Origin of the sequence: Vibrio scophthalmi (assembly GCF_040869025.1) — a bacterium.
GTDB classification, from domain to species: Bacteria; Pseudomonadota; Gammaproteobacteria; order Enterobacterales; family Vibrionaceae; genus Vibrio; species Vibrio scophthalmi.
On sequence record NZ_CP134272.1, the window covers coordinates 311586 to 338559 of the forward strand.

The window sequence follows — 26974 nt, forward strand, 5'->3', positions numbered from 1 at the left end:
AAAATGAAAAAAGTACTAGCCCTAATGATTGCTGCAGCCCTATCAGGCTGTGGTGGTGAATCGAATGAAAACGATACAATAAAAATCGTCGCAGCCCACAACCAAACCAACATCTCTAGCCCATACCAAACGGGCATGCTGAAATTAAAAGAGGTTGCTGAGCAATCTGGATTGTTCAATGTTGAAGTACATGCTGGCACCATTGGTACCAATGAAAACGAATTAGTTGAAAAACTAGTACTTGGCGGCGCCGACGTGGTTCTGGTTTCTCCAGGCTTCATGACTTCTGCTGGTATTGATGAAGTTGACCTATTCTCATTGCTTTACCTATTTGAAGATTACGATCACTGGGAAAAAATCGTCGATGGAGAAGTGGGCGAACAGATCGCTGATATCATTTTCACTAAATCTGGTGAGAAATATCGCGTAATCGATTACTGGACGGCAGGCGTTCGTCACTGGTATGGCAAACAACCTATCAATTCTCTAGCCGATGCGCAAAACATGCGTATTCGCACACAAACCTCTGGTGTTGTTTCGTCTTACTGGCAAGAAATTGGGGCAGTTCCAACCTCTGTTGCATGGGCTGAACTCTACCAAGCACTTTCGAGCAATGTCGTCGACGGTTCAGAAAATGCCTACCCGTACTTAGTACCGATGGAGCACCACAAAACTAATAACGGTAAATTCATCTCTGAAACAGGCCATGATTACACCACTCGCCTACTACTTGTTCGCAATGCCGTATGGAGCGACTTCAATGATCAAGAACGTGAAGCCTTCGTGAAAGCGGTATCGGAAGCGACCCAAGCTGAACGTCAAGCTCTGTACGCTGAAGAAGAGCAATACAAACAACAAGCGATTAACGATGGTGCGGTCATCAACACTCTCGATAGAGCTCCATTTATTAAAGTGGCAAAACAAACACAAGAAAAATGGGCAGAATCAGTTGGCCTAACCGATGTGCTTAACACAATTCACAATACTAAGTAATCGATAGCTATCCCCCTAATTCTGGTTAGGGGGATAAGGATCTACTATGAAAAAGATCACGAAATTTATTGCCAAAGTACAGCTTATCTTCGGCGCTACCTGCTTGGTGGTGTTTGTGCTAGCCACCCTCGTTCAAGTGCTCTCTCGCTACCTTGGCATTTCAATGCTATGGACTGAAGAAGTCGCCGTTAACGCTTTTATCTGGGCAATGTTCCTTGGCTCTGCCGTCATGGTAAGAGAGAAACAACACTTTAGTTTTGGAGTGCTATCCGACAAGTTAACCGGCGTAAAGAAATCCATTTTAGTTATCGTACAAAACATCATCATGTTGATTTTTTGCATACTATGCTCAATTTACAGCATTGAAATTACTGATGTTTTTTGGAATTCCAAATGGATCACCATTCCTGAATTCAAACAAGGTTACGTTTGGTTAGCGCTACCAATTACCTTCATCACATCCAGTGTTTACTTAGTTGAAAACATCTTTGATGAGCTGAAAAAGTTCTACTGGTTTAAGGGCTTTGTATGGAATTAATATTCATCACCATTTTATTCCTTGGTCTAATCATCATTGGCGTGCCTATCGCATTCTCAATTGGTGTTGCTTCTTTGGCGGGTATTGCCACCATTAGTGGTGTACCAAATACCATGATCCCAATGAAGATGTTCTACGGGTTAAACTCTTACGTATTGCTGGCGGTTCCTCTTTTCGTCCTCACTGCCAATATCATGAACCAAGGCAATATTTCACGTAAATTGATCGATTTTTCAGTTGCCTTAGCGGGGAAAAAGCCAGGCGGTTTAGGACATGCGAATGTGATCGTATCAATGCTGTTTGCGGGCGTAAGTGGTTCATCCACTGCTGACACTGCTGGCGTGGGTAAAATCCTTATTCCGAATATGATCGATAAAGGCTATAGCCGTCATATGTCGGTTGGGGTTACCGCTGCATCCTCTACAATTGGTAGCATTATTCCACCTAGTATCACCATGGTGATCTACGGTGGCCTAACCAATACTTCCGTTGGTTCACTGTTTATTGGCGGTATTATTCCTGGGTTACTAATTGGCTTTGGTATGATGTTCGTGATCAGCTACTATGCAAAACGCGACAACCTACCAGTAATGGAGCGAGTTTCTAGAGCTGAATTTATCGCGCTCTTGAAAGACTCGATTCCTGCGATGATCACACCATTAATCATCATTGGCGGTATAGTTTTTGGCATATTTACCCCGACAGAAGCAGCAGCATTCTCTGCCGTTTATGCCTATTTAATCAGTGCTTTTTACTACAAAACAATTAGCTTTAAAGATCTACCGCAAATCTTTGTCGACACTCTTAAGCTCAGTTGTCTATCCCTTTTTGCTTTGGCCGCCGCATCGGCGCTAGGTGAGTTTTTAGGTTACTTCAGAATAAATACTTACGTAGCTGAATTCTTCAGTGATTTAGGTGACAGTAAGTTCCTATTCCTATTCATCATCGTACTGTTCTTCTTGTTTATTGGTACGTTTATGGATGCGATACCAGCGATGGTTCTATTTGTTCCCGTCATTTACCCGGTAGCGTTGTCATTAGGTGTCGACCCTGTTCAGTTAGGTATCACTATTATCATCACCTTATCGATTGGTTTGGTCACCCCGCCTTACGGCTTATGTTTACTCATCTCAAGTGTGATTGGCGAGCTATCGCTCGATCAATCGTTTAAGGCCGTTATCCCATACATTTCGGTCATTATCGCCGTGCTACTAACGGTTATGTTTGTCCCTGCCATTCTGCTAGCCTTCTAGGCTAGCAGCCATTTAAAAAAATTTGCCACTCCATGGAATCGATTCCAAGAGTGGCAAACTGCAGAATAGGCTTATCAATGAACACTCCTTATAACAAAACATTCATCACCATTGGGGAACCTATGGCGATGTTCACCGCCAACGAAGCTGGGGATCTTGCCCACGCCAATTCCTTCACTAAACGCCTTGCAGGGGCCGAAATGAACGTAGCAATAGGCATGGCACGCCTTGGTTATTCATCTGCCTACTTAACCAAACTCGGCCTTGATAGCTTTGGCCGCTACATTGAGCAAGCGCTCAATCAGGAAGGAATCGACACTTCACATTTTACCTACTCATCTGAACGACCGACTGCCTTTCAACTCAAATCACGCGAATTGAATGGCGACGACCCAGTGGTGGAATATTATCGAAAACACTCCGCCGCTAGCACACTGTGCGCAGAAGATTACCCTGAGGCGGTCTTCGCGCAACAAAGCCACCTGCATCTAACGGGAGTCGCCTGCGCCGTTTCACCAACCTTGCGAGGCTTGTGCCATAAAGCATTGGATACGGCGAGAGCCTACGGTAATAGCGTATCGTTTGACACCAACTTGCGCCCATCCCTATGGTCAAGCAATCACGAGATGGTGGAAGAGATCAATGCACTGGCGTTCAAAGCCGATATCGTTCTGCCCGGCGTATCCGAAGGTATGATTCTAACCGGAACCGATCAACCGGAAGCAATTGCCGACTTCTATTTGTCACATGGTGTTCAATTGGTGGTGGTTAAACTTGGCAGTGATGGGGCCTTCTACAAAACAGCGGGGGGCGAAAGTGGTTATGTTGCCGGTCACCCAGTTAAAAAAGTCATCGACACCGTTGGTGCTGGCGATAGTTTTGCTGTTGGCGTTATCTCTGCGTGGCTAGAGTCACTGCCTCTTCGTCAATCCGTTGCGCGTGGCTGTCTATTTGGAGCTTTAGCTGTACAAGTGCTTGGTGATAGTGAGGGCTTACCGACACGCACTCAATTAAATGAGTTGGCATCATAAGGAATAGGGTAATGAAAAAGAAAGTCGTCCTCTACAAACAAATCCCTAGTGCCGAACTTATGCGTCTAAAAATGCACTTTGAGGTCTGTTTTTTCGATGGTTTAAACGATGACAATTACGATGAATTTATCTCTTCATTGTCTGACGCTCATGGGCTTATCGGTGCGAGCAAACCGATTAATGAAAGTATTCTCAAATATGCACCAAAACTAAAAGCTTGCTCGACCATTTCGGTCGGACTTGATCAATTTGATGTTGATTACCTCAATCAACGTGGTATCGCCTTGATGCATACCCCTTCTGTGCTAACCGAAACCACCGCAGACACCATATTCACCTTACTGATGTGCAGTGCTCGACGCGGGGTTGAATTGTCTAACATGGTGCGTGAAGGCCAATGGCAACGCAGTATTGGTAGCGAACACTATGGCGTAAATATCTATGGTAAAACCATTGGTATTATTGGCATGGGCCGAATTGGCTATGCCTTAGCAAAACGCGCTCACTTAGGCTTCGATATGCCGGTGCACTACTTCAACCTCAGCCCAAATCAACAAGCCAATAGTGATCTCGATGCGATACAAATGTCGCTTGAAGAGGTGCTAAAAACCGCCGACTTTGTCTGCGTTGTACTACCGCTGACCAAGCAAACCGAAAAACTGATTGGGGCAGAACAACTGGCAATGATGAAGCCGTCAGCGATCTTTATTAACGGATCGCGCGGCAAAATTGTTGATGAAGCTGCGCTGATTGAAGCTCTACAGCAGAAAACGATTCTAGCCGCTGGGCTAGATGTCTTCGAAGTCGAGCCTCTACCAGCAAGTTCACAACTATGCCGACTCGACAACGTCACACTATTTCCACATATAGGCTCTGCTACTCATGAAACCCGCAATGCGATGGTAACTTGTGCCGTTGATAACCTGATTGCGGCGCTCAATAACGACTTATCGCTTAACTGCGCTAATCAACATCAACTCAGGTAAGAAAAAATCAGAATATACCCCTTTACCACTCGTAAAACACTGCTGAACAACTAATTAAAATTATTGATCCAAACCGATTACATGGAGTGAATAATGAACAACTGGAAAATTAACCCGGCTGACGTATTTGCAGCCTCGCCAATTGTCCCTGTCATGGTAATTGAACACCTCGAAGATGCACTGCCAATGGCCAAGGCGCTGTTGGATGGCGGCATCTCGGTTTTTGAAATTACCCTACGAACAGAAGCCGCACTCGCAGCTATTCAGCAAATAGCTGATGCATTTCCGAATGTGTTTGTTGGTGCTGGCACAGTACTTAATCCTGAGCAATACGATGCCGCGGTTGCGGCCGGAGCACAATTTATTATCTCTCCAGGAATGACACCCGAGCTTATCGCCCATGCAAAGCAAAGTACCGCACCACTGATACCCGGCGTGGCAACCCCAACCGAAGTCATGACAGCTCTGGCACAAGGGTTCACTCATCTAAAATTCTTTCCTGCCGAAGCTAATGGTGGCGTCAAATCACTCAGTGCGATTGCGGCACCACTGCCTCAAGTACGCTTTTGCCCAACCGGCGGAATATCTCCAGCTAACGTTAAAGATTATATGGCATTAGATTGTGTGGCGACCGTTGGTGGAACATGGATGCTACCCAAAACTGGCGCAATCGATATTGATTGGTCTGCAGTGACTGACAGCACCAAGCAAGCCGTCGCATTGCTTTCTTAAATGAGCTAGTTCTCCCTTGAGGTGAACCAAATTATTATAGGCAGATTATGTTTATCGGTCATATCGATCATTTACCCAACCAGCAATTCTTGTCAGCAGCACTGCTGCACAAAATGCAACTCGCCTTTGACGCGATTGCTGCAACCCCTGAGCTTGGTGAGAAAGTTCTTATTGAAAATGAACTGAGCTACAACATTGTCCAAGGAAAACGGACGTCACCGTTAAATAAGGCAGCAGAGATTCATCATCAATATATCGATGTCCACCTAACGCTTGATGGTGAAGAGCACATTGGTTATGCCACTCAATCACTAGAGATTACGGATGAATCGCAATCAAATTGCGATCTTTATTTTGGTCCTTTAGAAGAAGAGCATTATGTCCGCTTGGGCATGGGTGAATTTGCGGTCTTTTTCCCGCATGAGATCCACAAGCCACTGTGCAACTATAGAGATGATATTGCTCTTGTTACCAAGGCAATTATTAAGATTCGTTACGACAAACTGTAATTTGTCTGGTGGTTTATAGCTGCTACAATAAAAAAGCGAACCAAGTAGGTTCGCTTTTTCGTTTGAGGATACAATTACTGCGGCGATAATCGCATGTGCAACTTTAGCCATTCAAATAACTTTCCAGACCAAAGTGATATATTGGGCATGGCAGCGTAAACCAAAGCAATAAACAGCACCGAACCCACTAAATCAATCGGTCTATGCATGCCAAGCCACAAACGACTATAAGCCACGCAAACGCCCCACAGCAACAGAATACCCGCTAATCCATAACGCTTGTGTTCAACCAACAATCCACCAAAACAAACTAAACAAATCGCGACAAACATTGTGTGGCCTGATGGAAATGAATAGTCGGTTTCGCCCAGCCAATGTTGAGTTCGCCAAGGGCTAACTTGAGTTGAAACCTGCTCGATCAGTTGATCTTGTTTACTGGCCGTCAATTGGTAGAAATGTGATGGTTTCGGGATCAGCAGTTGATGGGTGAGAACTTCAGTATAAGGTCGCGGGCTTTCCGTAAAATGTTTAAGGCCCGTTTTGGCAGCAAAGCCAATCACCAGAATGATGCCGAGTTGTAATAACTTTTCCCAACGTTGTTTCGGCGTCAAAGTAAGCGTCAAACTACAGAGCAGTAGTACCGCAAGAGTAATTAAGAAACCTTGGCTACCAGCAGAATTGGTCAGCACACTGTAAAACAGCCCCTCACTGTCACTCACTGAATCTAATAACTCAATGTGGCTGACTAATAGTGTCATCGGCGCTATCAGTAAAAGGAATACTGCCAATACAGCAAGGCCATAACGCTTGGCATGAAGATACTCTTTCATAAAATTCTGCTCAACGATTACCAACAACCACTCACGAGAACATAGACATTACGTCGGAGTCACGTTTCGACTGGCGAGGATATGGGAAAGATCGGCAAAGAGAAGGAACCTCTCCTTGTCACCGTTGCCGATATACTAGCCGAAGCCATGTAGAAAAATTATCAAATTGCTGTCAATTTGGCGAAAATTCCTGCCTTTATGTGTTTATCGTTCGCGATTGTAAGCAAAAAAATGATGCACAGGACCATGCCCATGGCCAATGCTCAGCTCATCAGCATACGCAATCGCTTGTGAAATATAGAGTTTCGCCTTTGCCACAGCGCTTTCTAACGATTCGCCTTGCGCTAAATATGAAGCAATAGCCGCAGAGAGCGTGCATCCCGTACCGTGAGTATTGTGGGTGGCTATACGTTTCGCATACAACACCGAAACGCTAACGGGCTGAATAAACAGATCATTACTATTTTCATCCCCCTCTAAATGCCCTCCTTTGAGCAATATGGCTTTGGCACCTAATTGGCGTAGGGAGTGAATCATGCTGCCCATTTGTTCTTCATCACGGGGTATTGGTGACCCAGTCAGTGCTGCACCTTCTGGTAGATTGGGGGTAATCAGATCTGCTAACGGGATCAAACGTTGCTTAAGCGTCGCAATTGCCTCACGAGCCAATAGCAAATCGCCGCTAGTCGCCACCATCACTGGGTCAAGAATGGTGAATTGAGGTTGGTATTGTTCTAATTTATCCGCCACGACATCAATGATGGCGCTATCCGCTAACATACCAATTTTTACTGCCACAACATTAAGATCACTAAATACTGCATCCAATTGATGAGCGACATGTTCTAACGGGATCGGGAATATCGCTGAAACACCTTGCGTGTTCTGAGCCGTAATGGCAGTAATGGCCGAACATGCATAGCTGCCCGTCGCGGAAATGGCTTTAATATCGGCTTGAATACCCGCACCACCACCGCTGTCAGAGCCAGCGATTGTCAATACTATAGGGGTGCAAGTATCAACATTGGCGGTAATGGATGTTGCGTGTGTTTGAGGCATGAGTCTACTCCTACGCGCAACGTATGGAACCGACTCACTGGATGGCTAGCGGGAAAAACTAGTAATAAATCAGTGAGGGTACTTTAGCCGTTAAGGCATATTCATAGAGAAAGGCTAAAGGACGCATAGTTCCCTACGTCAGTGCTAACTGAATCAGGTTCAACGGGTCTCGCGATGCGATCTCAGCCCCAAGGGCTCCCCGACTATTAGCGTCCATAATAACAGCAATCGCTCTTATAAGGTAAGTGAGAAAGGCCAAGTGTGCGCCGCAGCGCACTCTGTCACTCACGGTCGAACTTTATTAAATCTATGACGTGAATACAAATATGGGCAGAATGACCCAGCTTAGCGTCCAACCAAGATTCCACGTCGTTCGCTGTCGTGACTTATTTGCCAATGAAACAAATCGCGATTAGAGTGGAATATGATAGATTATGATTAGCTATTTATTAATAATTTTTTGTTATCACGAACTCGTTCTATCAATAACCCTGTGAGATACCCATGCTAAACCCTCTCTGGCTGAAAACATTTATCACCCTGATTGAAACGGGCCACTTTACTCGGACGGCAGAGCGCCTGTTTATGACCCAGCCAGGCGTCAGTCAGCATATCAAGAAATTGGAGCAAGCATGTGGACACCCACTGATTGAGCGTAATAACAAAAGCTTTGAGATTACTCAGCAAGGCAAAATGCTGTTTGACTATGCCAAGGAGTCTCAAAACCGTGAGACACAGCTATTGGCAAGTCTAGAGCCAGACTCAGCCTACCACGGCAACACTAAATTGGCGTGCTCGGGCTCGCTTGCGTTACTGCTCTACCCTCGCCTGTTAGATTTACAATGTAAATGTCCAAAGCTCATTACCCACGTAGAAGCGGCGCCAAACAGAAAGATTAAAGCGGATATTTTAAGTGGGATGGCGGATCTGGGTATCGTTACGAGCCAAACTAACGATAAACGCATTTTTAGCCAAACGTTGAGTGAAGAACCCTTATGCTTGATGTATCCAGCTCAACATTCATACCAAGGAGACTTAACCAAATCTGATTTACAACAACTCGGTTTGATTAATCACCCTGATGCCGAACATTATTTGGCTCGGTTTTTCGCTCACAGTGATGGTCCGGATTTTGTTGACTTACGTTTTGATCAGATCCCCATCACGGGGTACGTCAATCAACTCAGCCAGATTTTATTGCCCGTAGCGAAGGGGCTAGGTTTTACGATTTTGCCACTCAGTGCTTTAGATAACTTTGCTCTTAAAGAACAAATCGCAATCTATCAACCTAAGCAACCCATTACCGAGACACTATATTTAATCGCTAAGCAGCGCCCACACATGCCAAAACGCTTCGTCACAGTGATTGACGAGATCGAACAGGCACTCAAACGCTCATGACCGATCTAGAGCCAATATTGAAATAACAAAAAAGAGCCTTAAGGCTCTTTTTTGTTATCTCGCTGAGGAAATCTTATCGAAGAATTTATGCTTCTAGCACGTCTTCTCCAATCACTTCAGAGAACAGTAATCCATCATCTGTATCAACATGTAAGCCCATCATAGGCAGCCCATGATGACAGACCCAAGAGACTAAAAACACGCAAATTGCGATGGATAAAATTGCGAATGCAAACATAGGATTACCTCTCTTGGGTGGGACATATGCTATTAATTTATGCCCTCTCAAGCGATTAGTCAATCAAGTGAATAACAAATTCTATACAACATCACAAAATTTATGCCAAATAATATTTTTAACTGGGATGATGGGAGAACGGATTAATTCAGATTAGAAACTCATCACAAACCCTTGTGTTAACTTGGCCTTAGTCACACTTCATCAGTATCACTATCATTAAACTTTCAAGAAATAACTGGCACTAATTATGCTTAATATTAATGAGCGGCAATAAAAATGTTAAACTTTTGTTTTTGTTGGATTTAATTTTGATGGCATTTTTCTGACGTTTTGTTGTCAGATATATTAAGGTGATATGTCATCCACATTAACCGCTTTTAACGACTAGATTTCAGTATAAAACGTGATCAAAGTCCTAGCTATATAAAGCAATCAAAGCTACATTCAAAAGGTTCATGAAGAACTGTATTCAAAAGCGTTCATATGAGAACGCGCTTTCGTGAGGAAATATCATGAAGAAAATGAGAAAAGCACAATTACACCGCGTTCGTATCCAATATTGGAAAGATACGAATAAAGCAGTAAATAAAACTGCGTAATGTGTGTTACAACGACCTCGAAGCTGGCTCATTAGCCAGCTTTTGTATTTCTATAACCCCTATCAATTCTCTCGTATAAAACACAATCGAATTTATAAGCGTTCTAACTTACATAACTCGTTAATGGCTATGCCACTTGATCGGTGCTTGGCACCATGCCCGCCAACTCCTGCAAGATGATTTGCGTAGATTTAGCAAAAACATGCTTATCTTTCCAACCCACAAGTTGCACCATCTTGACCTTACCCGAAATCAAGCATTGGCGAATAATGCGCGTCACGATTTGCACATCTAAATTACGGTCAACTTCCAAGCGAGATTTGGCGCACAGCGATTCTAAATCAATATTGAGCACCACTTCATCGCAATGGGAGAGGTAACTGCTCACTTGTTGCTTGAGTTGGAGGCGGTGACTAAACTCACATTCAGGCAATGTCAGCCAGTCACATCCAAGATCTTCCGCATATTCAAACGTTTTTTCATTCTGTAACCGCGAATCAATGCCGATATAAAATAAACGACATTGATTAAAACGAGCCAACGCAAAATGATAAGCAGAACCCATTTCTGGTTCTAACGTTGCTTTGTTCTCGAATTGATTACCAACATGAATAATACCGAGTTCTTTATTGGGCGCATGCAAAAGCGGCAAAGCATGCAGTATGGTTTCGGTACTATTGGTAAAGACGACAGGTAAACTGTTGGAGCCTAAATAGCGACTTAGATTGAGTTGATAACGGCCAACCATTTGATCAGAGAGCAAAAAATGACCGCCATTGCTCCAGCGGCTATGATTTTGCTCTGTCATCCACTCAAATACATCAGATAGACTTTGTTCGGCCATTTCAAATTCGACGGTTTTCATTGGCTTAAGTAACTGAGCTGCACTAATCAAAGCCATTGAATGAGTCGAAACACCTACGGGATCGTGGTTTTTATTACGTCGAAATAGACCAAACATACAAATCACCTTTCTGGAGGGAGTGCCCTTGCCGCTTGAAGTACATGAAGGATGATCCGTTGTTGGTTTTGCAGCACACGATGCGCTGGCGCCATCACGGAGATCGCTCCAATTAACTTCGATCCTTTCATCACAGGAGCACTAATTCCGGATACGCCGGGATCAATTTCTGATGTACTGATCGCATAACCTTGCGAACGTATAGCATCAAGCTCCTGTTGCCATTCGTTAATTCGATGAGCTTCACCAAAATAGCGTAAGATTTTTTCACGGCGTTGCGCCGGCATAAACGCCAACATCACTTTTGAGGACGCACCTCTTAGCAACGGCTGGCTCTGACCTTGCACATAACTACAACGCAATGCTTGCATGCTCTCTTTACGGCTCACACACAACGCTCGGTAGCCAACGGGAACCATGTAAGCGGCCATCTCACTTGTCTGCTTTTGCAGTCGGTTAAGCACCGCATCAACAGAATCCAAATCATGCTGGCTGGTTTCATAGCTACGCATAAGTAACAACGCAGCCGGACCGATGATCAAGGTTTTGTCACTCGGACTTTCCTCAATCAAGTTCCACTCTTTAAGTAGTTTAAGGTGACGATATAAACTACTAATCGGCGTTCCTAACTGCTCACTCAGCGTTTTGGCTGTTACTGGTTCTTCGTTAACCGCGACTTGCATCAAAAGCTGCAATAGCTTCTCGTTAACCTGTCCTGAATTCTGCTTCATCGAGTTCACACTTATGTTTTATCTTTTCATAGAAGAGTTGCGCAAATTGTATTCCTAAATGGTGAGAAACTATAAACAATAAAGCTCACACTTTCTTAACTGGTGAGAATGATTAAAAATACAAAATGAGAGCTAGCATGCGGTAAACTATCGAATAGTGAACAAAAACAAGAGAGAAATTGCAGAAAAACTGTCAATTAAGCCATTTAACTGGCTACAAATAGCAATTTTTAGTGTTTTATCGTGGTGTATACGTCGATTATCGTTCAATGATAATTTATCGATATCATTTCTTTTTCAATAAGAATAGCGTCAGCAGATTCTCATCGTTTGAAATAAACCTTAAACGAAAAAAACAGCCAATGAGTGATCATTGGCTGCGATTAGACATTGTCGCTTTGCTGATAGCATTGTCGCTTTACTGATAGCATTGCCACTTTGCTAATAAATAGTTAGCTGATACACGCCTTTCACTACAAAAGCGCTCAACGTTGGCGAACGAAGTGATTTTTCACCAAACAATCTAAATAGCGCTCAGATTTTACATGTTTAAATTGCAGTGGCCGTGGTAACTCACCAAACAGAGGAATCCCCCCTCCCAGCACAATCGGAATCGTGGTAATGATCAATTCATCAATCAAGTCTTCACGCAAGAAGCTTTGGATCGTCAAACCACCATCGATGTAGAGGTTGTGGTAGCCCTTACTATTTAGCCCAGCGACGACATCTTTCAACTCCCCATTGATGAGAAAAATTTTATCTTCATACCCTTCTGGCACACAGTTCATGGTGCGACTCAAAACAAAAACCGGTTTTGTATAAGGCCAATCACAGTCAAAACTGAGCACCATATCCACCGTATTCCGCCCCATCACTAAAGCATCGACTTCTGTCATGAACTGTGCGAAACCAAAATCATTGCCGTCAGGGTTTGGGATCTCATGTAGCCAGTCGATTTTATTCTCTTTATCTGCAATATAACCATCAAGGCTGGTCGCTATATAGACGATGTTGGTCATCAGGATCTCCAATACTTGTTAATTGTTTGGATTGAAATTAAAATTAAATCTACATCGTAGAATTAATTGAGTTTAGCGAGTCATCCAAATGAGTGTCAAGAGTAGTAAGCGTGGTCGTCCAGCCAAAGATACTGTCGCACTGAGCCACGTCAGTATCATTGAACAAGCAAAAAGCTTAATGAGAGAGGATGACAAAGTCCCCAGTATTCGCCGTTTAGCTAGCGCGCTTAACGTCGATGCGATGGCGATTTACCACTACTTTGACAATAAGAATGCGCTATTAGAAGCCATAACCATCTCCTTGATAAACGACATTTACCTGCCTCAAGAAGACCAAACGTGGCAAAATGAACTGATACGCTTATCTCACAGTTATTTACGATTGCTACAACGCTATAATGGCTTGCTAGAAACACTGCTGTCGATGAAAGCGCTTGGCCCAGCCCAACTGTTCACTCAGCGCTTTGAGATGGTCGTAGAGCCTTTACAGCTCGATGAAACCACTACCAATAATGCATTAGGGCTCTTAGTGGATTATCTACATGGATTTGCATTGGCAATGAAGTGCAATCAAGACCGAGAATCACTCGATATTACGATGAGTGAAGGGGCGATTTTGCTGATTTGCGCGGCGATTTCACCAGACTAACCCCCTAATACTTTTTCCCTGACAATAAAAAAGCTCTTGTTATTCACAAGAGCTTTCAAATACGAATCAAACAAGTCAGTGGTCTAAAAATCTTCCGCTAAGGCATCTTCATCTAACGTGGCAGAGCAACGGATCTCAAACTGATTAAAACTGAAAAAACTCGCCCCATGAGAGCGCTTAGTCGTCACTTTATCCTCACCAAATTGAATCGTGACATGAGAGTAGACTTTATTGGTCACCTTCACCACGTTCTCTTCTAACAAGCGATTAAACTCAGCCTCGTGGCTATCACGAGCATATTTAATTTTTTCCAAGTTCGCATTGGCGGAGAATTTACGTTTATCGATCTGATCTTGCTCTTCTTCGCTGCGATCGGCTTTTGGACGCTTTTTAAATTCTAACTCTTTGCGCACGACATCCATCGTGGTTTCTTGCGCCAATTGGTAGTGCTCTTTATATTTATTTTGGCGCTCTTTGTGCATTTTATAGCGCGCAAAGGCATGGATGTGAGTTGGGGTATCACCTTCGACCCCGAGATTAACACAGGTAATTTTACCGCCAACTTTGGTTCGCCCACCGCTTAACGTCCCTTGACGGCCAGACTCATCACTGACTGTTAAGTTGTTGCCACAGCGAATTTCATTATTCATGCAGTGGATGGTCAAATTGATATCATGACCGGCCTGCAATTCACTAAACTGGGCGTAGTTGGCTTTGATTGACCCACCCGCTTTCAGTAGACATGATTTGGCTTGGTTATCAGAGACATTATGGCCAATGATCCCTTTCGCGACTTCGATATCGCCTTGCGCCTGTACGTCTGCCGATTCCACAAAGCCAGCCACCGTAATATTGCCCGTAGCCCGTACAATCATGTCTGATTCGATATTGCCGCGTACAATCACGTTGCCTTTAAACTTCACATGTCCTGTTGCCACACCGATCGATTGCACCACCAGAACTTCATCCACATCCACACTCGCAGCATGCAAAATTGGCATACCAGATACCGCTGCCACCAGCACATTAGGATCGGTATCGGAAATCACCGTGCCTTTGCCTTCTTTGAGTGGAGCGTCTTTACCGTCGCCAGCAGGGAGAACTTTACCTTGCACGGTTAAACCGGGAGTGCCCATCGTTGGAGGAACACGGCGCATCAAAGATTGGCCCGCGGCGACGTTGATGGTCTCACCCAAATTGAGCATATCCACCTTACCGGTTTCATCTTCAATCGGCGCTAAAACTTGTTTAGAGACATCTTTCACCAAGGCAACGAACTTCGCATCTTTACCTTCAATCGGTTTTTTGCCGGTGGCTACCGGTTGGGTGAACTGTTTACCTGCTTTAAGCTGGTGACTAACGGCCATCACCTTTTTTAGCGCGAGTTTGTTGATGCCTTTGGTCACAGAGGCTCGTGCAAGCGCGTGGATCACTTGTGGACCTTGTAGCGGCTTACCGCCGTAAGCCCCCGTCACAACCATGCTAGCGAGCATATCGTTATCGGTAACCAAAACTTCAACCGTCGCGTTGCGTACCTCCGCAACCACGATACCGTGGAATGCTTCCGATTTTCCTTCTTTGGCAAGGGAGAGAAAACGCAATACTTCTTCTTCAAGAACAAAGTAGGCTCCGACATTGAGATCGGATAAAACGTTGGCAAGTCCTTTGTGGTCAAAATCACGCTTAAGCTCCATCTCTTTGGGTAAGCGAGCAATGACCTGTTGCTTATCGTCAGACAGTGAGACGATATCTTTCCACATGGTCGGTCTACCTTGGTAAATACTCTCTTGCAGTGTATAGAACTTCACTGGAGAGAAGTATGAAAGCGCTAGCATTTTCCGGCTTGAGTCTGGTAAATAACACAAAGAAAAGTAAGAGGATGTGACAGAGGTTCGAGTAACGAATCGTTAGTTATGATTTTCGTGCAAATTTCAGACAAAAAGGGTACTAACAAAACTGGGTTGGACGAGGATAAATCAAAGCAGATAAAAAGAAGATATGCTATTTTCCAGCAACAACGCTTCTTGCATGAAATACTATAATGAGCCAGACGGAAATTCAAAAAACCATCGCTAGCTTTACTTCTATCGAGCAAGCTTTAGATCATTTTGATATTGAGTACGATAGCAAGTTCATCAATGAATATGGCACCCAATTGGTGAAACGCTTTAATGGCTATTTGATTTTGCAAAAACCAGAAGATTGGTTTGCCGCGCGTCGAGCATTGAAAAATGCCTACTGTAAGATTCAGCGCTCACGCTTAGATAAGTACACAAGGCAAGCCTGCCGAGGATGTACTACCTGCCAACGGCGTTAAGACATCATCATCCTAACATCATCAACAACAGCTAGGCGATAAACAAACGAATCTCTAATCACATAGAGCTCTATGTGATTAGAGTGAGAAGAGTGTAGTCAACAACGCTGAAGCAGCAAATACGCAGGGTGGTTACATCACACACTCTTGTGCTTCTTTAGCCTTATCAATACTGCGCTCAATCAACGATTGTGCTTCTTGATTGCTGATGGTTTCCATCACTTTATTCATCAGCTTTTCTGCGGTCGATTCTGATGAAACATCAACTAAACAAGCATACGCATTGGCGATGTGCTCTTTCGCTTCAGTGAGGGCGTTTTGGTCAGCAAAATCCACCGTCAACGCTTCTTGCACTGATTCAGCCAATTTTTCTGCTGACTCGGCGGCTTCACCAAATTGATCAAGGTTCAATGACTCAAGATCCACCGATTCGATTTTTTCCTGAAGGCTATCTACGGCGTCATTGGCGGCATCTTGTGCTTGCTCAATCGCTTTGCTTGCGTCATCACAACCAGTTAAAGCAGTAACTAACATCAGCGCGGTGAGATATTTTTTCATGATTAACCTTCCTATTATTACAACATTAGGGGCATTACGTTATGCCAATGTCTTGCATCTTAAATCAAGCCGCTAAACACGCAAACTGAAACTTGCCGCCAAATCGCTATACTCCTACCCAACCGGGCTTAACGCCATCTTAAGCAGTTGAATTACTAATAATGTAACAAGTAAAAAGGACACGGTAAAAACCATGTCCTTTTATAGCAATAATTTACTATTTATCAACTGGTTGGTTAATCGTCATAATCACCAACATTGGGCACGCTATAGCTCGCATCATTCCATGGCCAAGGTACCTTCGCCATAAAGGCCGTCAACTCTGGTGTGTCGGCATGCACCTCACGAATGACAGGCAACGTTTGATGTATGTGATAAGGCTTAACAGGCTCTCGACTACCTATCGCACAGAAATAGTCGGCAATGACGGGTAAATACTGGCGCTTATCGGCCAAAGACATCACTGCATCAGCTAATGCGGGATGGCCTTTCGCTCCAACAAGATCACCGCTACATAACCAAGTAGCGTACTGGGCAATAATTTGCGCAATAAGATCCGCGCCCTCTGCGTGGCCAGCCGCATAAGGGAAAACATCGTATTCACTTTTCATCGTGACATCACAAGTTTGCTGGCCGTTAAACGCGACATAGAATGATGTGGCATACGGCCTATCTCGCAGGTTCTGCTCATAGTGAGATTGCCATGATGGCATCAGCGCCAGCAGATTTCTCAGCGACTCTACACGCGCATTGTCATCATTGAAGTCTTGGCAAGGTACATCTACCTGACCACTTGTGGCGGGAACAGCACCAATCGTGTTGGGTATGGTCAGTGTTAATTGTGATTGAGCACATTGCAGTTGATTGGTATTGCTATTGGTATTAGCAAGATCGCATTGCCACATAAACTCATCGTCTTCCATACCAACGGCAATCATTAAATGTTGGTCGATTTGGCCTTGGATCACCACTGGTTCATGCTCAAATAGGCTTAAACCACGTTCACTGCCTGCTCGTATCAACGAATAGAGCGGCGTTAAGCATTCTCCATTGAGCGATATCTGTTGAATTTTGTTATCTTGCCAGCCAAGCCAAATACTCTGGCCATCTTCTGCTAGCGTAGCCGAGGTTAAACTCTCAATAAACGTTTGTAGTTGATCATGGTGGCTTGAACTAACATCCCCGCCTGCAATAGCAGTTAATGATTCAACCAATTCTTCTCGATCGTATTTGTCACAAATTTGTTCAGCGCTCAATGAGCGTACAACGCGATTCCACACGGTTTTCTTCTGCTTGAAATCGATAAGCTGCACCGAAAAATCAAAACATGGTTCAGCATCATCAGCTTCGTCATCAGCACCTTTGGCGAATGTCACCGTTTCCGCATTGGCCAATATTAGCGTGGCATGCTTTTTATCTTGAAAGAAAATATGGCGAATAGGAATCTCATCTGGAGCCAGTTTGCCTGCTAGCTCATAGGTTTCTACAGCTGCTGTAATTGGATTGAAGCTGACCAGTTGATGAGTGCGCTTTTTACCCAATTGGTAGAAAACAAATTCATCACGACCAATATAAACCATGCTGCCACCAACAAAGCGGAAAGGTACTTCATAGTGCTCAATGGTGAAATGAGCAGCACTCAATTGCTCTACCGATGTTTGTGTTAGCGCGATACTAAGATCAGTAGAGAATAGGAGGCTATCTCGACGACGTCCGCTATTCTTTGCTCCCACTAAGTACAATTTGCCGTCCTGCAAGCAAACGTCTTTGGTGGGATATACCTCGAATGAAAATATCGGCGCTAGCGTGAATTTACCTGGCGCGTTAATCGCAGCAATATAAACTTGTCCCATCTTATCAACCGCAACAAAACGTGTGCTATCCAACCATTCGGTTAATACCACATCCTGCTGGCAGCCTTGCAGTTCAAACTGGCTGTGTAACTCGGAATTGAGACCATTCTGCTTAACAATTTGCAATTGCGCGACACCGCCGTAATACAAGCACTGGGTTTGAATACGATATTGCGGCTCTATTTTTTTGTTTTCTTCTGTATCTTTTGCAAGCTGATGCTGAATGCCTAACTCATCTTCGCTCGATATTGCTGAACGATTAAAAAGTGACTTAATTATATTTTTCAAAATCCGACCTATTCAATGGCGATTATTGTTATTTATGGCGATTACGCTTTGTTAGTGGTTGGCTAGTTGCTACTCCAGATGCATTGTCCGTTATCATCAAGGTTATAAGACTGGTTAGAGAGATCGACACTTCGACCACTACTGTGGATGTAATGTAAATTCCACATCACTGCACCTTGGCTATGGAACTCATAGCGCCCATTGATTTTACCGTCGACGATTTCCAACCAAGTATGTTTGAACTCCCACGGTCTATCGGGGACTTCATTGATCGTCTCTTCTCCTTGATATACCAATGGAATATGACTTTCAGATTGCTTATAGCGTACTTGTCCCCCCACCCAACCGATGTCTCGATCAAGATAGGTTTTTAGCTCAAGGTTGATCTTACCATTAGGGGAGGAAAAACAACGCGTATCCACCATCACATCGTTGGCAAGTAAGGAGGTACTCACACATCCAAAAAGAAAAGTGATCAGAGGGATAAAAGGTTTCATATTCTTTACTTAATTAATTATATCCATGACGTCACAGCGGCTCGAAAGGCTGCTGTTCTAATATTTCTAACCATTGCTTGAGTAACAGGGCTCGTTGCTTAATCAGCGGAGCCAATAGATCAGATGCGACCTGTGCACGAATTGCGACATACATAGATCCCGCCTGCGGGTATTGCTGGCGGATAAGATGACGATTAAATTCAATACTCTGATCGCGTGAGGCTAACCAAGCTAACTGACTGGTTTTAAGTTCCGCCTTACCCTCTGAATCTAAACTTCGATAAAGTAATCGGTAGTAATAATTAAGCTCTTTATCCCACAACTCATCAGCCACGAAACAGCGCAGTGACAGTGAACCGCCAAAGCTATTGTCTAAGCAGGTTTGTACGTACTCAGCAATTGGCCGTTCATAATCAGCAACACTCGCAAATTCGGCTAACGGCTGAAAATGCTCAATCGGCTTTTCGACAAACTCATTGGCTTGGCTGGCACAAGAAAATATAAACAGTGCTAGCGATAAAAATTTATTCATGATGAGCGCTGCGCGACAGATAAAGCGCCACATTGAGCACAAACGGCTTTGCCCTTTCTAATCGTACTGGCACAACTCACACACGCTCGTTGTGGCAATTTAGGGTCATAGTAGCTAGCCAGTCTCATGAACTCTTGGCCTTTAATAGAACTCGTCTCAATCACCTTCTGCTTAACACCTCCATCCGTGACCATTTCTCTTTTACTACTGGATTTTGACGATGCATAAATGGCGATCACCACAACAATGACGATAACAACCAACAACACGAGAATCGCCAAGATATGCAAGAGACCTGACATAGCGAAAAATTCAATTATCCCCTGAGATTCAGACATCAATTTTCCTTAATCGACCTGTTTACCCGTCACAGAATGACAAGAATGGAACGTGAATGGCGCCAACAGTAAACTTATCATCATGGCGTAAATAATAGGGATCAGCGCAACGCTCAAGCCCGCAGCCATTGCAATGGCATCATTGTGGAAATTACTCAGCAGTGAAATTAGGCCATAAACGAACATGAAACCACCACTTAACCAGCAAACCTTAACACACAAAGTTACACGGTCACTTACCGAGCTATTATTCCTGATAAACCAAGCCGCAATAGTCGGAGCTAAAACCGTGGTCAATGACAATAGATCAACAAAGATGAGCCATTCATTCATCAACGCCAGTTGCGAAATAACATATAGGCAAATAAGCCAGTAACTGATTAATCCAACCTTATTCATTTTTTGTATCCACGATATTGCCATTGTTCGGCGGCGACGTATTTTTCTAACTCTGTGCATAGCAACTCTAGATCTGCGTATCGCGACAGATCGGCACTCGCGCCATTATTAGTGAGCAGCTTTAACGATTTGATCCTTTGCGCAGAGCCTTTGACGATAACGCTTTTTACGTTACCCCATGGCATCGTTTCTGCGGTATCTGGCTCATGAGAAATCATCCCTTCAGGGGTGATCTCTACGCTATGTTGCGCGGCGTATTTTCTAAAGGCATGACCGCCGCGAAAATTAAGCAAGGCGGCAAAGCAAGAAAAACAGAACGCGTAGAAAACAGGTTCCAGAGGAATGGTTCCGCCAAGTAATATAGACCCAGCGGAAATCAGTACCGGCCACAATAAGGCGATGAAAATCGGGCCTCGGTATTTATGCTTTACAAATTTATCGGCAATTTTAAACTTCATATCATTCGAACTAATTTATTCTCAATAGAGAGCACGACTATGATTCAAGCCCTTGGGCGCAAGCGCTAGGCGTTCTCGTGAAATACAAGGTGAGAGTCGAGGAAAAACGTAGAGTGTGCTTTCAAGATTGCCGTCACTGCAATGATATAGCAAAGCAATAACGTATCTGCGGCCATACCATCCAAGAAATGAATCGCAGTGGCAGCCACTAACATCAAAAGGCCACCAGCCTGATAAGGTGCCAACGTTTTTAGTTCCGCTCGTCGACCATTGAGCACTTTCATGCCTTGATCACTTAAGCGCAACACCTCATTGCAGGAATGGCAATTAAAACAACCATCTCCGCCAATCTTATCGATATGTTTTACCGACAGAACAGTGTCTGCGGCGCATTTTGGGCAGTGGTAAAAAAGCGACGTTTTCATCAATCTACTTCCTAGAGCAAAAGGCCTATCTCGCAATTCACTATAAGCCTGAAACCAATAACAACTTGTGCTCACCCTATTGGTTAAATAACCGTAACGTAAGCCGACTGGTTTGAGGGATACACTCATAAAAGGTTCACCTCACTCGCTATAAATCATACTCTTTTGATATACATCTCGCGCCATATTGTTGAAACAAAATGCTTGTTTTTCTTAATGTTGTGGAGCAGGCACGCTTTGCAAACGCTTGCGATAGAACTCTTGATGAACACAAACAATCTTGCCACACTTGAAATGCATTTATCGGCCCAATAACTAGGTAAAATCCATTGCTTATTTTGATTATTTTACACAAATAGAGCAGACAAGGTAGACGGAATTTGACAGGTCACACGCAGTTTGAATGGTGACAAATCAAACTGTTATTACATTATTCATTAATGGCGCAGAGTCGTTATAATGCAACCAAATTCATTCAAGGACATTGGCTGCATGGAAAATCAAGAAGAGTCTAATCGCCGCCCTCTCGCAGTGCGTAATATTTCTATCACCAAACGTATTGCGGTTTGGCTGAGCCAAAAAAACATCACCCCTAACCAAATCTCGCTCATGAGTATTGTCTTTGCCGTGGTTGGCTTCGCTTTTGCGGCTGGTTATCACTTCTGGCCGGCGCCAGTTTGGTTGGTGTTGTTTGCTCTTATGATTCAAATGCGTTTACTGTGCAATCTTTTCGATGGCATGGTGGCGGTAGAAGGCGGTAAGAAAACCCCAGCAGGAGAGCTGTTTAACGATGTGCCGGATCGCATCGCTGATCCACTATTGATAGTTGCAGCAGGTCTGGTGGCCTACTCCGCGTTTGCCATGCCACTAGCTTGGGTTGCAGCACTACTGGCGGTACTGTCAGCTTATATTCGCGTATTGGGAGTCAGCATGGATTGCCCGGCCGATTTTCGTGGGCCAATGGCCAAACAACATCGAATGGCACTCCTCACCGTGACGTTATTAGTGATGGCGATTAACCAGTGGTTTGATTTGCTGCCAAATGTTGGGCTTTATCTGATGGACATCGCTCTGGCAACCATGGTGATCGGGTGCGCCTTTACCTGTTGGCGTCGACTGGCGTTTATTTTCACGACCAAAGAGCAACAAGCACAAGCCGCGTCAGTCGCCGCCAGTGAGCCGTTAAGCGAACCATTGAACGAGAAAACACATGACTAGTATCCCAACTCATTCGCTGCATATGATGGCAGCCATCACGCTCATACTCGTGATTGGCACCTTGGTTTATCTCTATTTATCACGCCGTAATCCAACCAAGGATTACCACGAACTAAAACTGCGTATTCGCTCTTGGTGGTGGATGATCGGTATCGTCTTTGTCGTGCTCTATCTACCTACCCAATACACGCTGATCTTTGTCGCCTTCTTAAGTTTTATGGCGCTAAAAGAGTTCCTCTCCATCGTACCAACTCGCATGACAGATCGACGCGTGATCTTCTGGGCTTATCTCTCGATCCCATTCCAATACTATTGGTTGTCGATCGGCTGGTATGGCATGTACATCATCTTTATTCCAGTCTACATGTTCCTCTATCTTCCGATGGTTGCGGTGTTGATTGGTGATACCAAAGGTTTTATCCGTTCGGCAGGCATCATTCACTGGGCGTTGATGCTGACGGTATTTTGCGTCAGCCACATGGCCTATCTATTGGTATTACCGAGCAAGAATCCAGAGGCAGGGTCTATGGGCATGCTGCTGTTCTTATTGGTCTTCACTCAGTTTAATGATGTTTGCCAATACGTATGGGGTAAGAGCTTTGGCAAACACAAAATTGTACCGAAGGTCAGCCCGAATAAAACCTGGGAAGGCTTTATAGGTGGTGCGGCTACTATCATCATCACCAGCTATTTTGTGGCCCCATATCTAACACCGCTTACCTCTGTGCAGGGACTGGTGGCAGGGATGATCATTGCCTTCAGTGGCTTTATTGGTGATTTGGTGATTTCGTCGGTCAAACGCGACTTACAAATCAAAGATACCAGCCAGTTTATCCCTGGCCATGGCGGTATTTTGGATCGCATTGATAGCTTGATGTTTACCGCGCCGTTGTTCTTCCATTACATCTATTATCTTTACTACTAGGGCACGACATGAAGATATTCAAAATTCTGTTCGTCTTACTGTTTGTAAAGCCACTCGTGTTTGTTGGCTTAGGCCTTAACATCATTAATCGGCAGAACCTGCCGCTCAATGGCCCAATGGTGGTGGCTGCCAATCACAACAGTCATCTCGATACCTTGGTGCTATTGGCATTGTTTCCTATCAGCATGGTGCACAAAGTACGGCCTGTAGCGGCGGCGGATTACTTTCTCAAAAACAAAATCTCAGCGTGGTTATCACTCAATGTATTGGGCATCATTCCCATCCATCGCTCACCAAGTAAAAGTGATCGTCACGCAGTGTTTGATGAGTGCCATAAAGCGCTTAATCAAGGCGACATCTTGATCATCTTTCCGGAAGGTAGCCGTGGCGAACCTGAAACCATGAGCGGACTAAAAAAGGGCATCTATCACTTGGTTAACGAACATCAGTCCTGCCCTGTCATTCCGGTGGTGATGCGCGGATTAGGCCGAGCGCTACCCAAAGGCACGGCGATGTTTGTCCCCTTTAACTGTGATGTGGTACTGGGAGCACCGATTGAGAAATTTACCGATGCGGATGAGTTTCTGATGACTATGCAGGCACAATACCAACAGTTAGCACAAGCGTGCATTGTGACTCACTACGAAGAATAAACGTTCACTAAACATAACAAAAAAGGGCGCGATTGAATTATCCAATCACGCCCTTTTCTCGTTTATTATGCACTGTTATTCCACTGGCAGATCGACACCGATTAATTGCTCGTAAACGCTCTCATTCTGGCACAAGATCGTCGCCATTATTTTACCCTGAGAAAGCACATCAATCCCCGATTCCATTTTGCCATCAGGCTTGCGCTCTCGTGACGTAAATACCCGATAAACAATCGCGTTTTGCGCGGATGGATTAGGTATTGAAACAGAGTAATACTCGTTTGAACCTGCTCCAATCCATTGATAGGTAGACGCTAGATCGCGAGAAACCGTCAGTTGCAATTCTGCTTCCACCAGCTTTTCACCAAATCGATAATGGATAATACTGCCAAAATCTTGCACTTCGACCTGTTTACCACTTTGAGTCTGGCAATAAAACAACGTATTAGCGAAAACGGAAGGACTTGCTGCGAACGCCGATAAAGAAATTAACCCGGCTACAAACGTCTTTTTCACAGCAAGCAAACCACGACTAATCATGCTGTGTATCAACCATTCGCATATCAAAATACTGATCATAACTGTGACTGTAGAAGATCCAACGATCATTGCTAAGCCAGTGCTTTTCTCCCATCAAAGCAAACAACCATTCTTGACGATAAGGTTCTTGTTCAGGCTTTAGTTCAACGGTTGGTGATAAGCGAATCGTCACTTCCGGCGTACGCCATTGACCTTCATCATAGCTCTGTAAAAACGCGCTTGATTCTTGGCCGTTATAGTAACCACTGATGCGATGACGACCATCAGGCGAAGTCTCACGATCTTGTGGGTTTTCCTCTATCTCTTCACCCGTAAGAGTTGAAACCAGCCAATCAGATTCATGACCACAAACAAAAGAAAGTAACTGCTCTTGCGGATAGAAAGCTTCAAAACCACAGGTCTCAAAGTCTTCAAGCTGATAGAGACTCTCACCTTTCGTGTTGTAAATATTTAGAGTTTCTCGAATCCAATCTGCGTTCTCCACAGGCTCTTGGGTAACATTGATGCGCTTGCCGAGCATTGCATAAGCACTCTTCGAATCTTTTATTTCGACCAGTTTCGGCTGAGCGTATGCCACTTTATTTTGAACTAAAGCTTGGTATTGCTCGCTGCTAATTGGCGAAAATTCGAACACAACCAAATCTGATTCAGCGTAACAAAACGACGTAAAACCACTGACTAACAACACTGAGATAGCAGTACAACACTTGTTCATTTATCGGGCTTCCGAAATAGTTAACAATGATCGAAAAGACAATTTTTTATCTGTATGGAACAGAGGAAGATCTTAGATCTGAAGCTTTTGCAGCACCAGAATACGTTGATCTGTCATCTCGGTAAGGCAGCAATAGTATGTAATTACAACAATATAGCTAGAACTGTGTTTTAATTTTTTGCACAAACGCAGCGACTTTCACTACAACCACACCTCTTTGCCACAATAGATTACTTGGGAGTCATCAGTGGCGTAACAGGTGAGTCCTGATTTTAAAATACTTTCTGGCAATGACATACCGGGCTGATCATTGACCTTAATCTGGCGTGATTCGCTATCTGAGCGTTCCGAAACCGAACCACCATTAGCCAACGCCCAATCAGCAATGTACTCGTTGGTATTGGCACACAGGGTAATCTCGCATGATTCCGTGCTTTCTTGGCCTTGTTTTATCACCAAACACAGAGTGCTCAGTAGGCCACAGCCAGCGCTCACGTTAGTGCTTAACATGCTGCTCAATAATATAATGGCAACGGCGCAACAAGCGTATTTCATTAATCATTCCCTCTATTTTTAAACGCCCATTGAAAGGCAAACGATACAAACAATAATCTCATAAATTGGGGCTCACTCGTAACTGTGTCAAATCAGTAAATGCGCACTTAATCGCTCAGTTACAATCTCTGAATTGCTATCAACGGAATAAAATACTCGCTACTATGATGAACCCTTTACCATTAGCCTTGCTATTACTGACTGGATTCACTGGCCATGCACTGGCCGAACAACAGCCTACTCAGTCGTCAGAACAGCCATTGTCAGAACAGCCCTCACCCTCAAAGCAAGAATTGCTGATCAGAGGGTGTTTTAATGATGGATATCAAGGCCGCAGTACCCTCAAACTTGATCAATATATTGGTAACGACTTATTTATCGATAATTTCCGCGCGTATGAAACTCGCTACCAACGATTTTTAGCCAATGCTAACGATCCGTTTCGTCCACAAGTGCGAGCGAACTTATTGGATCAACCACAGCACTACGCGGCGTGTGCCGATGCGCAATACCAAGGTTATAAAACACGGATGGTGGAAATTTGGTCGCACTTCGAAGCGCGATTAGAGAAAGAAGTTCAAGGGCGAGCAGAGTTTCAACGTAAGGTAAATTGTACTAAATCCTAAAACGCCCTATCCGTAATCCGATTAAAATCAACACCAAGCAAGAACAGACAGCCAGCGTCTGTTCTTATAACAAGTTGACGGTTCTAGCCAATCAATTGTTGTTCTACCAGCCAATCCATTGCCACTAGCAACGCCAATGAGCAGACCGATTTATCTTCCATTGCGACCAACTTCAGCTCTTCAATTTCAGCTTCAGGGCTCATCTCACCGCTAAAATCGGCGAAATAACAGGTAAGCTGAACTGAAACCCCCTCCGCTTTACCATCGGCTTGAGCGGTAAACGTCTCTGCATACTTGATACTGCTTGGATGCAGATCGACCGCCAATTCTTCTTTAATTTCACGAACCAGCGCTTGCTCATCGCTTTCGTCTTGTTCACGTTTACCACCGGGCAGATAGAACAACTCTTTTCCTCGTGAACGCACCGCAAGCACCTTGCCATCACGCACATGGAACCATGCTAATTTATCAATCACTTTAGTCACTGATCACCTCAACAAGAATTTTTAATGATTTGAATTTTAACAATGTATTGGTGTTATCAC

Annotated in this window: 33 protein-coding genes and 1 riboswitch; of the genes, 14 read left to right on the forward strand and 19 right to left on the reverse strand. The window is 44.2% G+C overall.

Going from position 1 to position 26974, the window contains the following annotated elements:
• Positions 1-3 precede the first annotated feature (3 nt).
• The 7 genes from RJD38_RS16330 (at position 4) to RJD38_RS16360 (ending at position 6042) form a co-directional block, all read left to right on the forward strand.
• Positions 4-993, forward strand: coding sequence for a TRAP transporter substrate-binding protein (locus RJD38_RS16330; protein WP_065546603.1), 990 nt, complete (start codon positions 4-6; stop codon positions 991-993).
• Positions 994-1039: 46 nt separating this feature from the next.
• Positions 1040-1531 carry a TRAP transporter small permease gene (locus tag RJD38_RS16335; protein ID WP_065546604.1) on the forward strand — a complete coding sequence of 164 codons (492 nt, stop codon included), beginning with the start codon at positions 1040-1042 and terminating at the stop codon, positions 1529-1531.
• Positions 1522-2784: a TRAP transporter large permease gene (locus tag RJD38_RS16340; RefSeq protein ID WP_065546605.1), complete on the forward strand. Its 1263-nt coding sequence runs from the start codon at positions 1522-1524 to the stop codon at positions 2782-2784. The genes RJD38_RS16335 and RJD38_RS16340 overlap by 10 nt, the downstream gene beginning before the upstream one ends.
• Before the next feature lie 77 nt (positions 2785-2861).
• On the forward strand, positions 2862-3815 hold the full coding sequence (locus RJD38_RS16345) for a sugar kinase (RefSeq protein WP_065546606.1): 954 nt from the start codon (positions 2862-2864) through the stop codon (positions 3813-3815).
• Between the two features lie 11 nt (positions 3816-3826).
• Positions 3827-4801, forward strand: a complete 975-nt coding sequence (locus tag RJD38_RS16350) for an NAD(P)-dependent oxidoreductase (protein ID WP_065546607.1) — start codon at positions 3827-3829, stop codon at positions 4799-4801.
• A 93-nt stretch (positions 4802-4894) separates the two neighbouring features.
• The gene (locus RJD38_RS16355) at positions 4895-5533 is read left to right on the forward strand and encodes a bifunctional 4-hydroxy-2-oxoglutarate aldolase/2-dehydro-3-deoxy-phosphogluconate aldolase (RefSeq protein ID WP_065546608.1); all 639 of its coding nucleotides are present in this window, start codon (positions 4895-4897) and stop codon (positions 5531-5533) included.
• Positions 5534-5580: 47 nt separating this feature from the next.
• A complete protein-coding gene (locus RJD38_RS16360; RefSeq protein WP_065546609.1) occupies positions 5581-6042 on the forward strand; it encodes a YhcH/YjgK/YiaL family protein in 462 nt (153 codons plus the stop codon).
• 74 nt (positions 6043-6116) lie between these two features.
• Here RJD38_RS16360 and RJD38_RS16365 read toward each other — a convergent pair whose 3' ends face one another.
• On the reverse strand, positions 6117-6872 hold the full coding sequence (locus tag RJD38_RS16365; protein ID WP_005597691.1) for a phosphatase PAP2 family protein: 756 nt from the start codon (positions 6870-6872) through the stop codon (positions 6117-6119).
• A gap of 204 nt (positions 6873-7076) precedes the next feature.
• On the reverse strand, positions 7077-7931 hold the full coding sequence (gene thiD / locus RJD38_RS16370) for a bifunctional hydroxymethylpyrimidine kinase/phosphomethylpyrimidine kinase (protein WP_065546610.1): 855 nt from the start codon (positions 7929-7931) through the stop codon (positions 7077-7079).
• Positions 7932-8044: 113 nt separating this feature from the next.
• A riboswitch (TPP riboswitch) is annotated at positions 8045-8143 on the reverse strand.
• A gap of 292 nt (positions 8144-8435) precedes the next feature.
• Here thiD and RJD38_RS16375 point away from each other — a divergent pair.
• Entirely contained in the window at positions 8436-9332 is an 897-nt protein-coding gene (locus RJD38_RS16375) for a LysR family transcriptional regulator (protein ID WP_065546611.1), read from the forward strand.
• Positions 9333-9417: 85 nt separating this feature from the next.
• Here the strand turns inward: RJD38_RS16375 and RJD38_RS16380 are convergent, their stop codons facing one another.
• The 4 genes from RJD38_RS16380 to RJD38_RS16395 form a co-directional block, all read right to left on the reverse strand.
• Positions 9418-9570, reverse strand: coding sequence for a hypothetical protein (locus RJD38_RS16380; protein ID WP_197497799.1), 153 nt, complete (start codon positions 9568-9570; stop codon positions 9418-9420).
• 729 nt (positions 9571-10299) lie between these two features.
• Positions 10300-11133 carry an arginase gene (locus tag RJD38_RS16385; protein WP_065546612.1) on the reverse strand — a complete coding sequence of 278 codons (834 nt, stop codon included), beginning with the start codon at positions 11131-11133 and terminating at the stop codon, positions 10300-10302.
• A 5-nt stretch (positions 11134-11138) separates the two neighbouring features.
• The gene (locus tag RJD38_RS16390; protein WP_005600395.1) at positions 11139-11864 is read right to left on the reverse strand and encodes an IclR family transcriptional regulator; all 726 of its coding nucleotides are present in this window, start codon (positions 11862-11864) and stop codon (positions 11139-11141) included.
• A 485-nt stretch (positions 11865-12349) separates the two neighbouring features.
• Positions 12350-12883: a dihydrofolate reductase family protein gene (locus tag RJD38_RS16395; protein WP_065546613.1), complete on the reverse strand. Its 534-nt coding sequence runs from the start codon at positions 12881-12883 to the stop codon at positions 12350-12352.
• Positions 12884-12971: 88 nt separating this feature from the next.
• Between RJD38_RS16395 and RJD38_RS16400 the strand changes: the two genes are divergently transcribed.
• Positions 12972-13532: a TetR/AcrR family transcriptional regulator gene (locus RJD38_RS16400; RefSeq protein ID WP_367971661.1), complete on the forward strand. Its 561-nt coding sequence runs from the start codon at positions 12972-12974 to the stop codon at positions 13530-13532.
• Between the two features lie 83 nt (positions 13533-13615).
• On the opposite strand, the gene RJD38_RS16405 is transcribed toward RJD38_RS16400, so the two are convergent.
• The gene (locus tag RJD38_RS16405; protein WP_065546615.1) at positions 13616-15292 is read right to left on the reverse strand and encodes a DUF342 domain-containing protein; all 1677 of its coding nucleotides are present in this window, start codon (positions 15290-15292) and stop codon (positions 13616-13618) included.
• 281 nt (positions 15293-15573) lie between these two features.
• Here RJD38_RS16405 and RJD38_RS16410 point away from each other — a divergent pair, with 281 nt between their 5' ends.
• Positions 15574-15849 (forward strand): nitrogenase-stabilizing/protective protein NifW, encoded by a 276-nt coding sequence (locus RJD38_RS16410; protein ID WP_009388122.1) that lies wholly within the window; start codon positions 15574-15576, stop codon positions 15847-15849.
• A 132-nt stretch (positions 15850-15981) separates the two neighbouring features.
• Here RJD38_RS16410 and RJD38_RS16415 read toward each other — a convergent pair whose 3' ends face one another.
• From RJD38_RS16415 to RJD38_RS16450, 8 genes are all read right to left on the reverse strand, one after another.
• Complete coding sequence (locus RJD38_RS16415; protein WP_009388123.1) at positions 15982-16407, reverse strand: hypothetical protein; 426 nt, start codon at positions 16405-16407, stop codon at positions 15982-15984.
• 236 nt (positions 16408-16643) lie between these two features.
• Positions 16644-18548, reverse strand: coding sequence for a hypothetical protein (locus RJD38_RS16420; RefSeq protein ID WP_231893176.1), 1905 nt, complete (start codon positions 18546-18548; stop codon positions 16644-16646).
• Between the two features lie 62 nt (positions 18549-18610).
• A complete protein-coding gene (locus tag RJD38_RS16425) occupies positions 18611-19003 on the reverse strand; it encodes a hypothetical protein (protein ID WP_367971662.1) in 393 nt (130 codons plus the stop codon).
• 73 nt (positions 19004-19076) lie between these two features.
• Positions 19077-19577 carry a lysozyme inhibitor LprI family protein gene (locus tag RJD38_RS16430; protein WP_065546617.1) on the reverse strand — a complete coding sequence of 167 codons (501 nt, stop codon included), beginning with the start codon at positions 19575-19577 and terminating at the stop codon, positions 19077-19079.
• Positions 19574-19915, reverse strand: coding sequence for a hypothetical protein (locus tag RJD38_RS16435; RefSeq protein WP_065546618.1), 342 nt, complete (start codon positions 19913-19915; stop codon positions 19574-19576). The genes RJD38_RS16430 and RJD38_RS16435 overlap by 4 nt, the downstream gene beginning before the upstream one ends.
• A gap of 9 nt (positions 19916-19924) precedes the next feature.
• Positions 19925-20314: a hypothetical protein gene (locus RJD38_RS16440; protein ID WP_065546619.1), complete on the reverse strand. Its 390-nt coding sequence runs from the start codon at positions 20312-20314 to the stop codon at positions 19925-19927.
• Positions 20311-20772 carry a hypothetical protein gene (locus tag RJD38_RS16445; RefSeq protein WP_065546620.1) on the reverse strand — a complete coding sequence of 154 codons (462 nt, stop codon included), beginning with the start codon at positions 20770-20772 and terminating at the stop codon, positions 20311-20313. Before RJD38_RS16445 ends, RJD38_RS16440 begins: the two co-directional genes overlap by 4 nt.
• 65 nt (positions 20773-20837) lie before the next feature.
• A complete protein-coding gene (locus RJD38_RS16450) occupies positions 20838-21197 on the reverse strand; it encodes a hypothetical protein (RefSeq protein ID WP_005600375.1) in 360 nt (119 codons plus the stop codon).
• Between the two features lie 492 nt (positions 21198-21689).
• Here RJD38_RS16450 and RJD38_RS16455 point away from each other — a divergent pair, with 492 nt between their 5' ends.
• From RJD38_RS16455 to RJD38_RS16465, 3 genes are read left to right on the forward strand one after another with little or no spacing between them, the layout of a single operon-like run.
• On the forward strand, positions 21690-22415 hold the full coding sequence (locus tag RJD38_RS16455) for a CDP-alcohol phosphatidyltransferase family protein (RefSeq protein WP_065546621.1): 726 nt from the start codon (positions 21690-21692) through the stop codon (positions 22413-22415).
• A complete protein-coding gene (locus tag RJD38_RS16460) occupies positions 22408-23340 on the forward strand; it encodes a phosphatidate cytidylyltransferase (RefSeq protein WP_065546622.1) in 933 nt (310 codons plus the stop codon). The genes RJD38_RS16455 and RJD38_RS16460 overlap by 8 nt, the downstream gene beginning before the upstream one ends.
• An 8-nt stretch (positions 23341-23348) precedes the next feature.
• Positions 23349-23993: a lysophospholipid acyltransferase family protein gene (locus RJD38_RS16465; protein ID WP_065546623.1), complete on the forward strand. Its 645-nt coding sequence runs from the start codon at positions 23349-23351 to the stop codon at positions 23991-23993.
• 75 nt (positions 23994-24068) lie between these two features.
• Here RJD38_RS16465 and RJD38_RS16470 read toward each other — a convergent pair whose 3' ends face one another.
• The 3 genes from RJD38_RS16470 to RJD38_RS16480 form a co-directional block, all read right to left on the reverse strand.
• Positions 24069-24572 carry a hypothetical protein gene (locus RJD38_RS16470; protein ID WP_367971663.1) on the reverse strand — a complete coding sequence of 168 codons (504 nt, stop codon included), beginning with the start codon at positions 24570-24572 and terminating at the stop codon, positions 24069-24071.
• Entirely contained in the window at positions 24526-25248 is a 723-nt protein-coding gene (locus tag RJD38_RS16475) for a hypothetical protein (RefSeq protein WP_065546625.1), read from the reverse strand. The genes RJD38_RS16470 and RJD38_RS16475 overlap by 47 nt, the downstream gene beginning before the upstream one ends.
• Before the next feature lie 201 nt (positions 25249-25449).
• Positions 25450-25803, reverse strand: a complete 354-nt coding sequence (locus tag RJD38_RS16480; protein ID WP_065546626.1) for a hypothetical protein — start codon at positions 25801-25803, stop codon at positions 25450-25452.
• A 164-nt stretch (positions 25804-25967) separates the two neighbouring features.
• Between RJD38_RS16480 and RJD38_RS16485 the strand changes: the two genes are divergently transcribed.
• A complete protein-coding gene (locus RJD38_RS16485) occupies positions 25968-26429 on the forward strand; it encodes a hypothetical protein (RefSeq protein WP_005600362.1) in 462 nt (153 codons plus the stop codon).
• An 83-nt stretch (positions 26430-26512) separates the two neighbouring features.
• Here the strand turns inward: RJD38_RS16485 and RJD38_RS16490 are convergent, their stop codons facing one another.
• A complete protein-coding gene (locus RJD38_RS16490; RefSeq protein WP_065546627.1) occupies positions 26513-26914 on the reverse strand; it encodes an NUDIX hydrolase in 402 nt (133 codons plus the stop codon).
• Positions 26915-26974 lie beyond the last annotated feature (60 nt).

Coding starts and splice junctions, on each gene's coding strand:
- RJD38_RS16365 (WP_005597691.1), bottom strand. CDS start 6,872: ATGAAAGAGTATCTTCATGCCAAGCGTTATGGCCTTGCTGTATTGGCA.
- RJD38_RS16410 (WP_009388122.1), top strand. CDS start 15,574: ATGAGCCAGACGGAAATTCAAAAAACCATCGCTAGCTTTACTTCTATC.
- RJD38_RS16460 (WP_065546622.1), top strand. CDS start 22,408: ATGACTAGTATCCCAACTCATTCGCTGCATATGATGGCAGCCATCACG.
- thiD (WP_065546610.1), bottom strand. CDS start 7,931: ATGCCTCAAACACACGCAACATCCATTACCGCCAATGTTGATACTTGC.
- RJD38_RS16450 (WP_005600375.1), bottom strand. CDS start 21,197: ATGAAAACGTCGCTTTTTTACCACTGCCCAAAATGCGCCGCAGACACT.
- RJD38_RS16485 (WP_005600362.1), top strand. CDS start 25,968: ATGATGAACCCTTTACCATTAGCCTTGCTATTACTGACTGGATTCACT.
- RJD38_RS16430 (WP_065546617.1), bottom strand. CDS start 19,577: ATGAATAAATTTTTATCGCTAGCACTGTTTATATTTTCTTGTGCCAGC.
- RJD38_RS16475 (WP_065546625.1), bottom strand. CDS start 25,248: ATGAACAAGTGTTGTACTGCTATCTCAGTGTTGTTAGTCAGTGGTTTT.
- RJD38_RS16345 (WP_065546606.1), top strand. CDS start 2,862: ATGAACACTCCTTATAACAAAACATTCATCACCATTGGGGAACCTATG.
- RJD38_RS16440 (WP_065546619.1), bottom strand. CDS start 20,314: ATGAATAAGGTTGGATTAATCAGTTACTGGCTTATTTGCCTATATGTT.
- RJD38_RS16375 (WP_065546611.1), top strand. CDS start 8,436: ATGCTAAACCCTCTCTGGCTGAAAACATTTATCACCCTGATTGAAACG.
- RJD38_RS16400 (WP_367971661.1), top strand. CDS start 12,972: ATGAGTGTCAAGAGTAGTAAGCGTGGTCGTCCAGCCAAAGATACTGTC.
- RJD38_RS16360 (WP_065546609.1), top strand. CDS start 5,581: ATGTTTATCGGTCATATCGATCATTTACCCAACCAGCAATTCTTGTCA.
- RJD38_RS16405 (WP_065546615.1), bottom strand. CDS start 15,292: ATGTGGAAAGATATCGTCTCACTGTCTGACGATAAGCAACAGGTCATT.
- RJD38_RS16455 (WP_065546621.1), top strand. CDS start 21,690: ATGGAAAATCAAGAAGAGTCTAATCGCCGCCCTCTCGCAGTGCGTAAT.
- RJD38_RS16350 (WP_065546607.1), top strand. CDS start 3,827: ATGAAAAAGAAAGTCGTCCTCTACAAACAAATCCCTAGTGCCGAACTT.
- RJD38_RS16415 (WP_009388123.1), bottom strand. CDS start 16,407: ATGAAAAAATATCTCACCGCGCTGATGTTAGTTACTGCTTTAACTGGT.
- RJD38_RS16340 (WP_065546605.1), top strand. CDS start 1,522: ATGGAATTAATATTCATCACCATTTTATTCCTTGGTCTAATCATCATT.
- RJD38_RS16395 (WP_065546613.1), bottom strand. CDS start 12,883: ATGACCAACATCGTCTATATAGCGACCAGCCTTGATGGTTATATTGCA.
- RJD38_RS16435 (WP_065546618.1), bottom strand. CDS start 19,915: ATGTCTGAATCTCAGGGGATAATTGAATTTTTCGCTATGTCAGGTCTC.
- RJD38_RS16470 (WP_367971663.1), bottom strand. CDS start 24,572: ATGATCAGTATTTTGATATGCGAATGGTTGATACACAGCATGATTAGT.
- RJD38_RS16465 (WP_065546623.1), top strand. CDS start 23,349: ATGAAGATATTCAAAATTCTGTTCGTCTTACTGTTTGTAAAGCCACTC.
- RJD38_RS16390 (WP_005600395.1), bottom strand. CDS start 11,864: ATGAAGCAGAATTCAGGACAGGTTAACGAGAAGCTATTGCAGCTTTTG.
- RJD38_RS16445 (WP_065546620.1), bottom strand. CDS start 20,772: ATGAAGTTTAAAATTGCCGATAAATTTGTAAAGCATAAATACCGAGGC.
- RJD38_RS16330 (WP_065546603.1), top strand. CDS start 4: ATGAAAAAAGTACTAGCCCTAATGATTGCTGCAGCCCTATCAGGCTGT.
- RJD38_RS16480 (WP_065546626.1), bottom strand. CDS start 25,803: ATGAAATACGCTTGTTGCGCCGTTGCCATTATATTATTGAGCAGCATG.
- RJD38_RS16385 (WP_065546612.1), bottom strand. CDS start 11,133: ATGTTTGGTCTATTTCGACGTAATAAAAACCACGATCCCGTAGGTGTT.
- RJD38_RS16335 (WP_065546604.1), top strand. CDS start 1,040: ATGAAAAAGATCACGAAATTTATTGCCAAAGTACAGCTTATCTTCGGC.
- RJD38_RS16355 (WP_065546608.1), top strand. CDS start 4,895: ATGAACAACTGGAAAATTAACCCGGCTGACGTATTTGCAGCCTCGCCA.
- RJD38_RS16380 (WP_197497799.1), bottom strand. CDS start 9,570: ATGTTTGCATTCGCAATTTTATCCATCGCAATTTGCGTGTTTTTAGTC.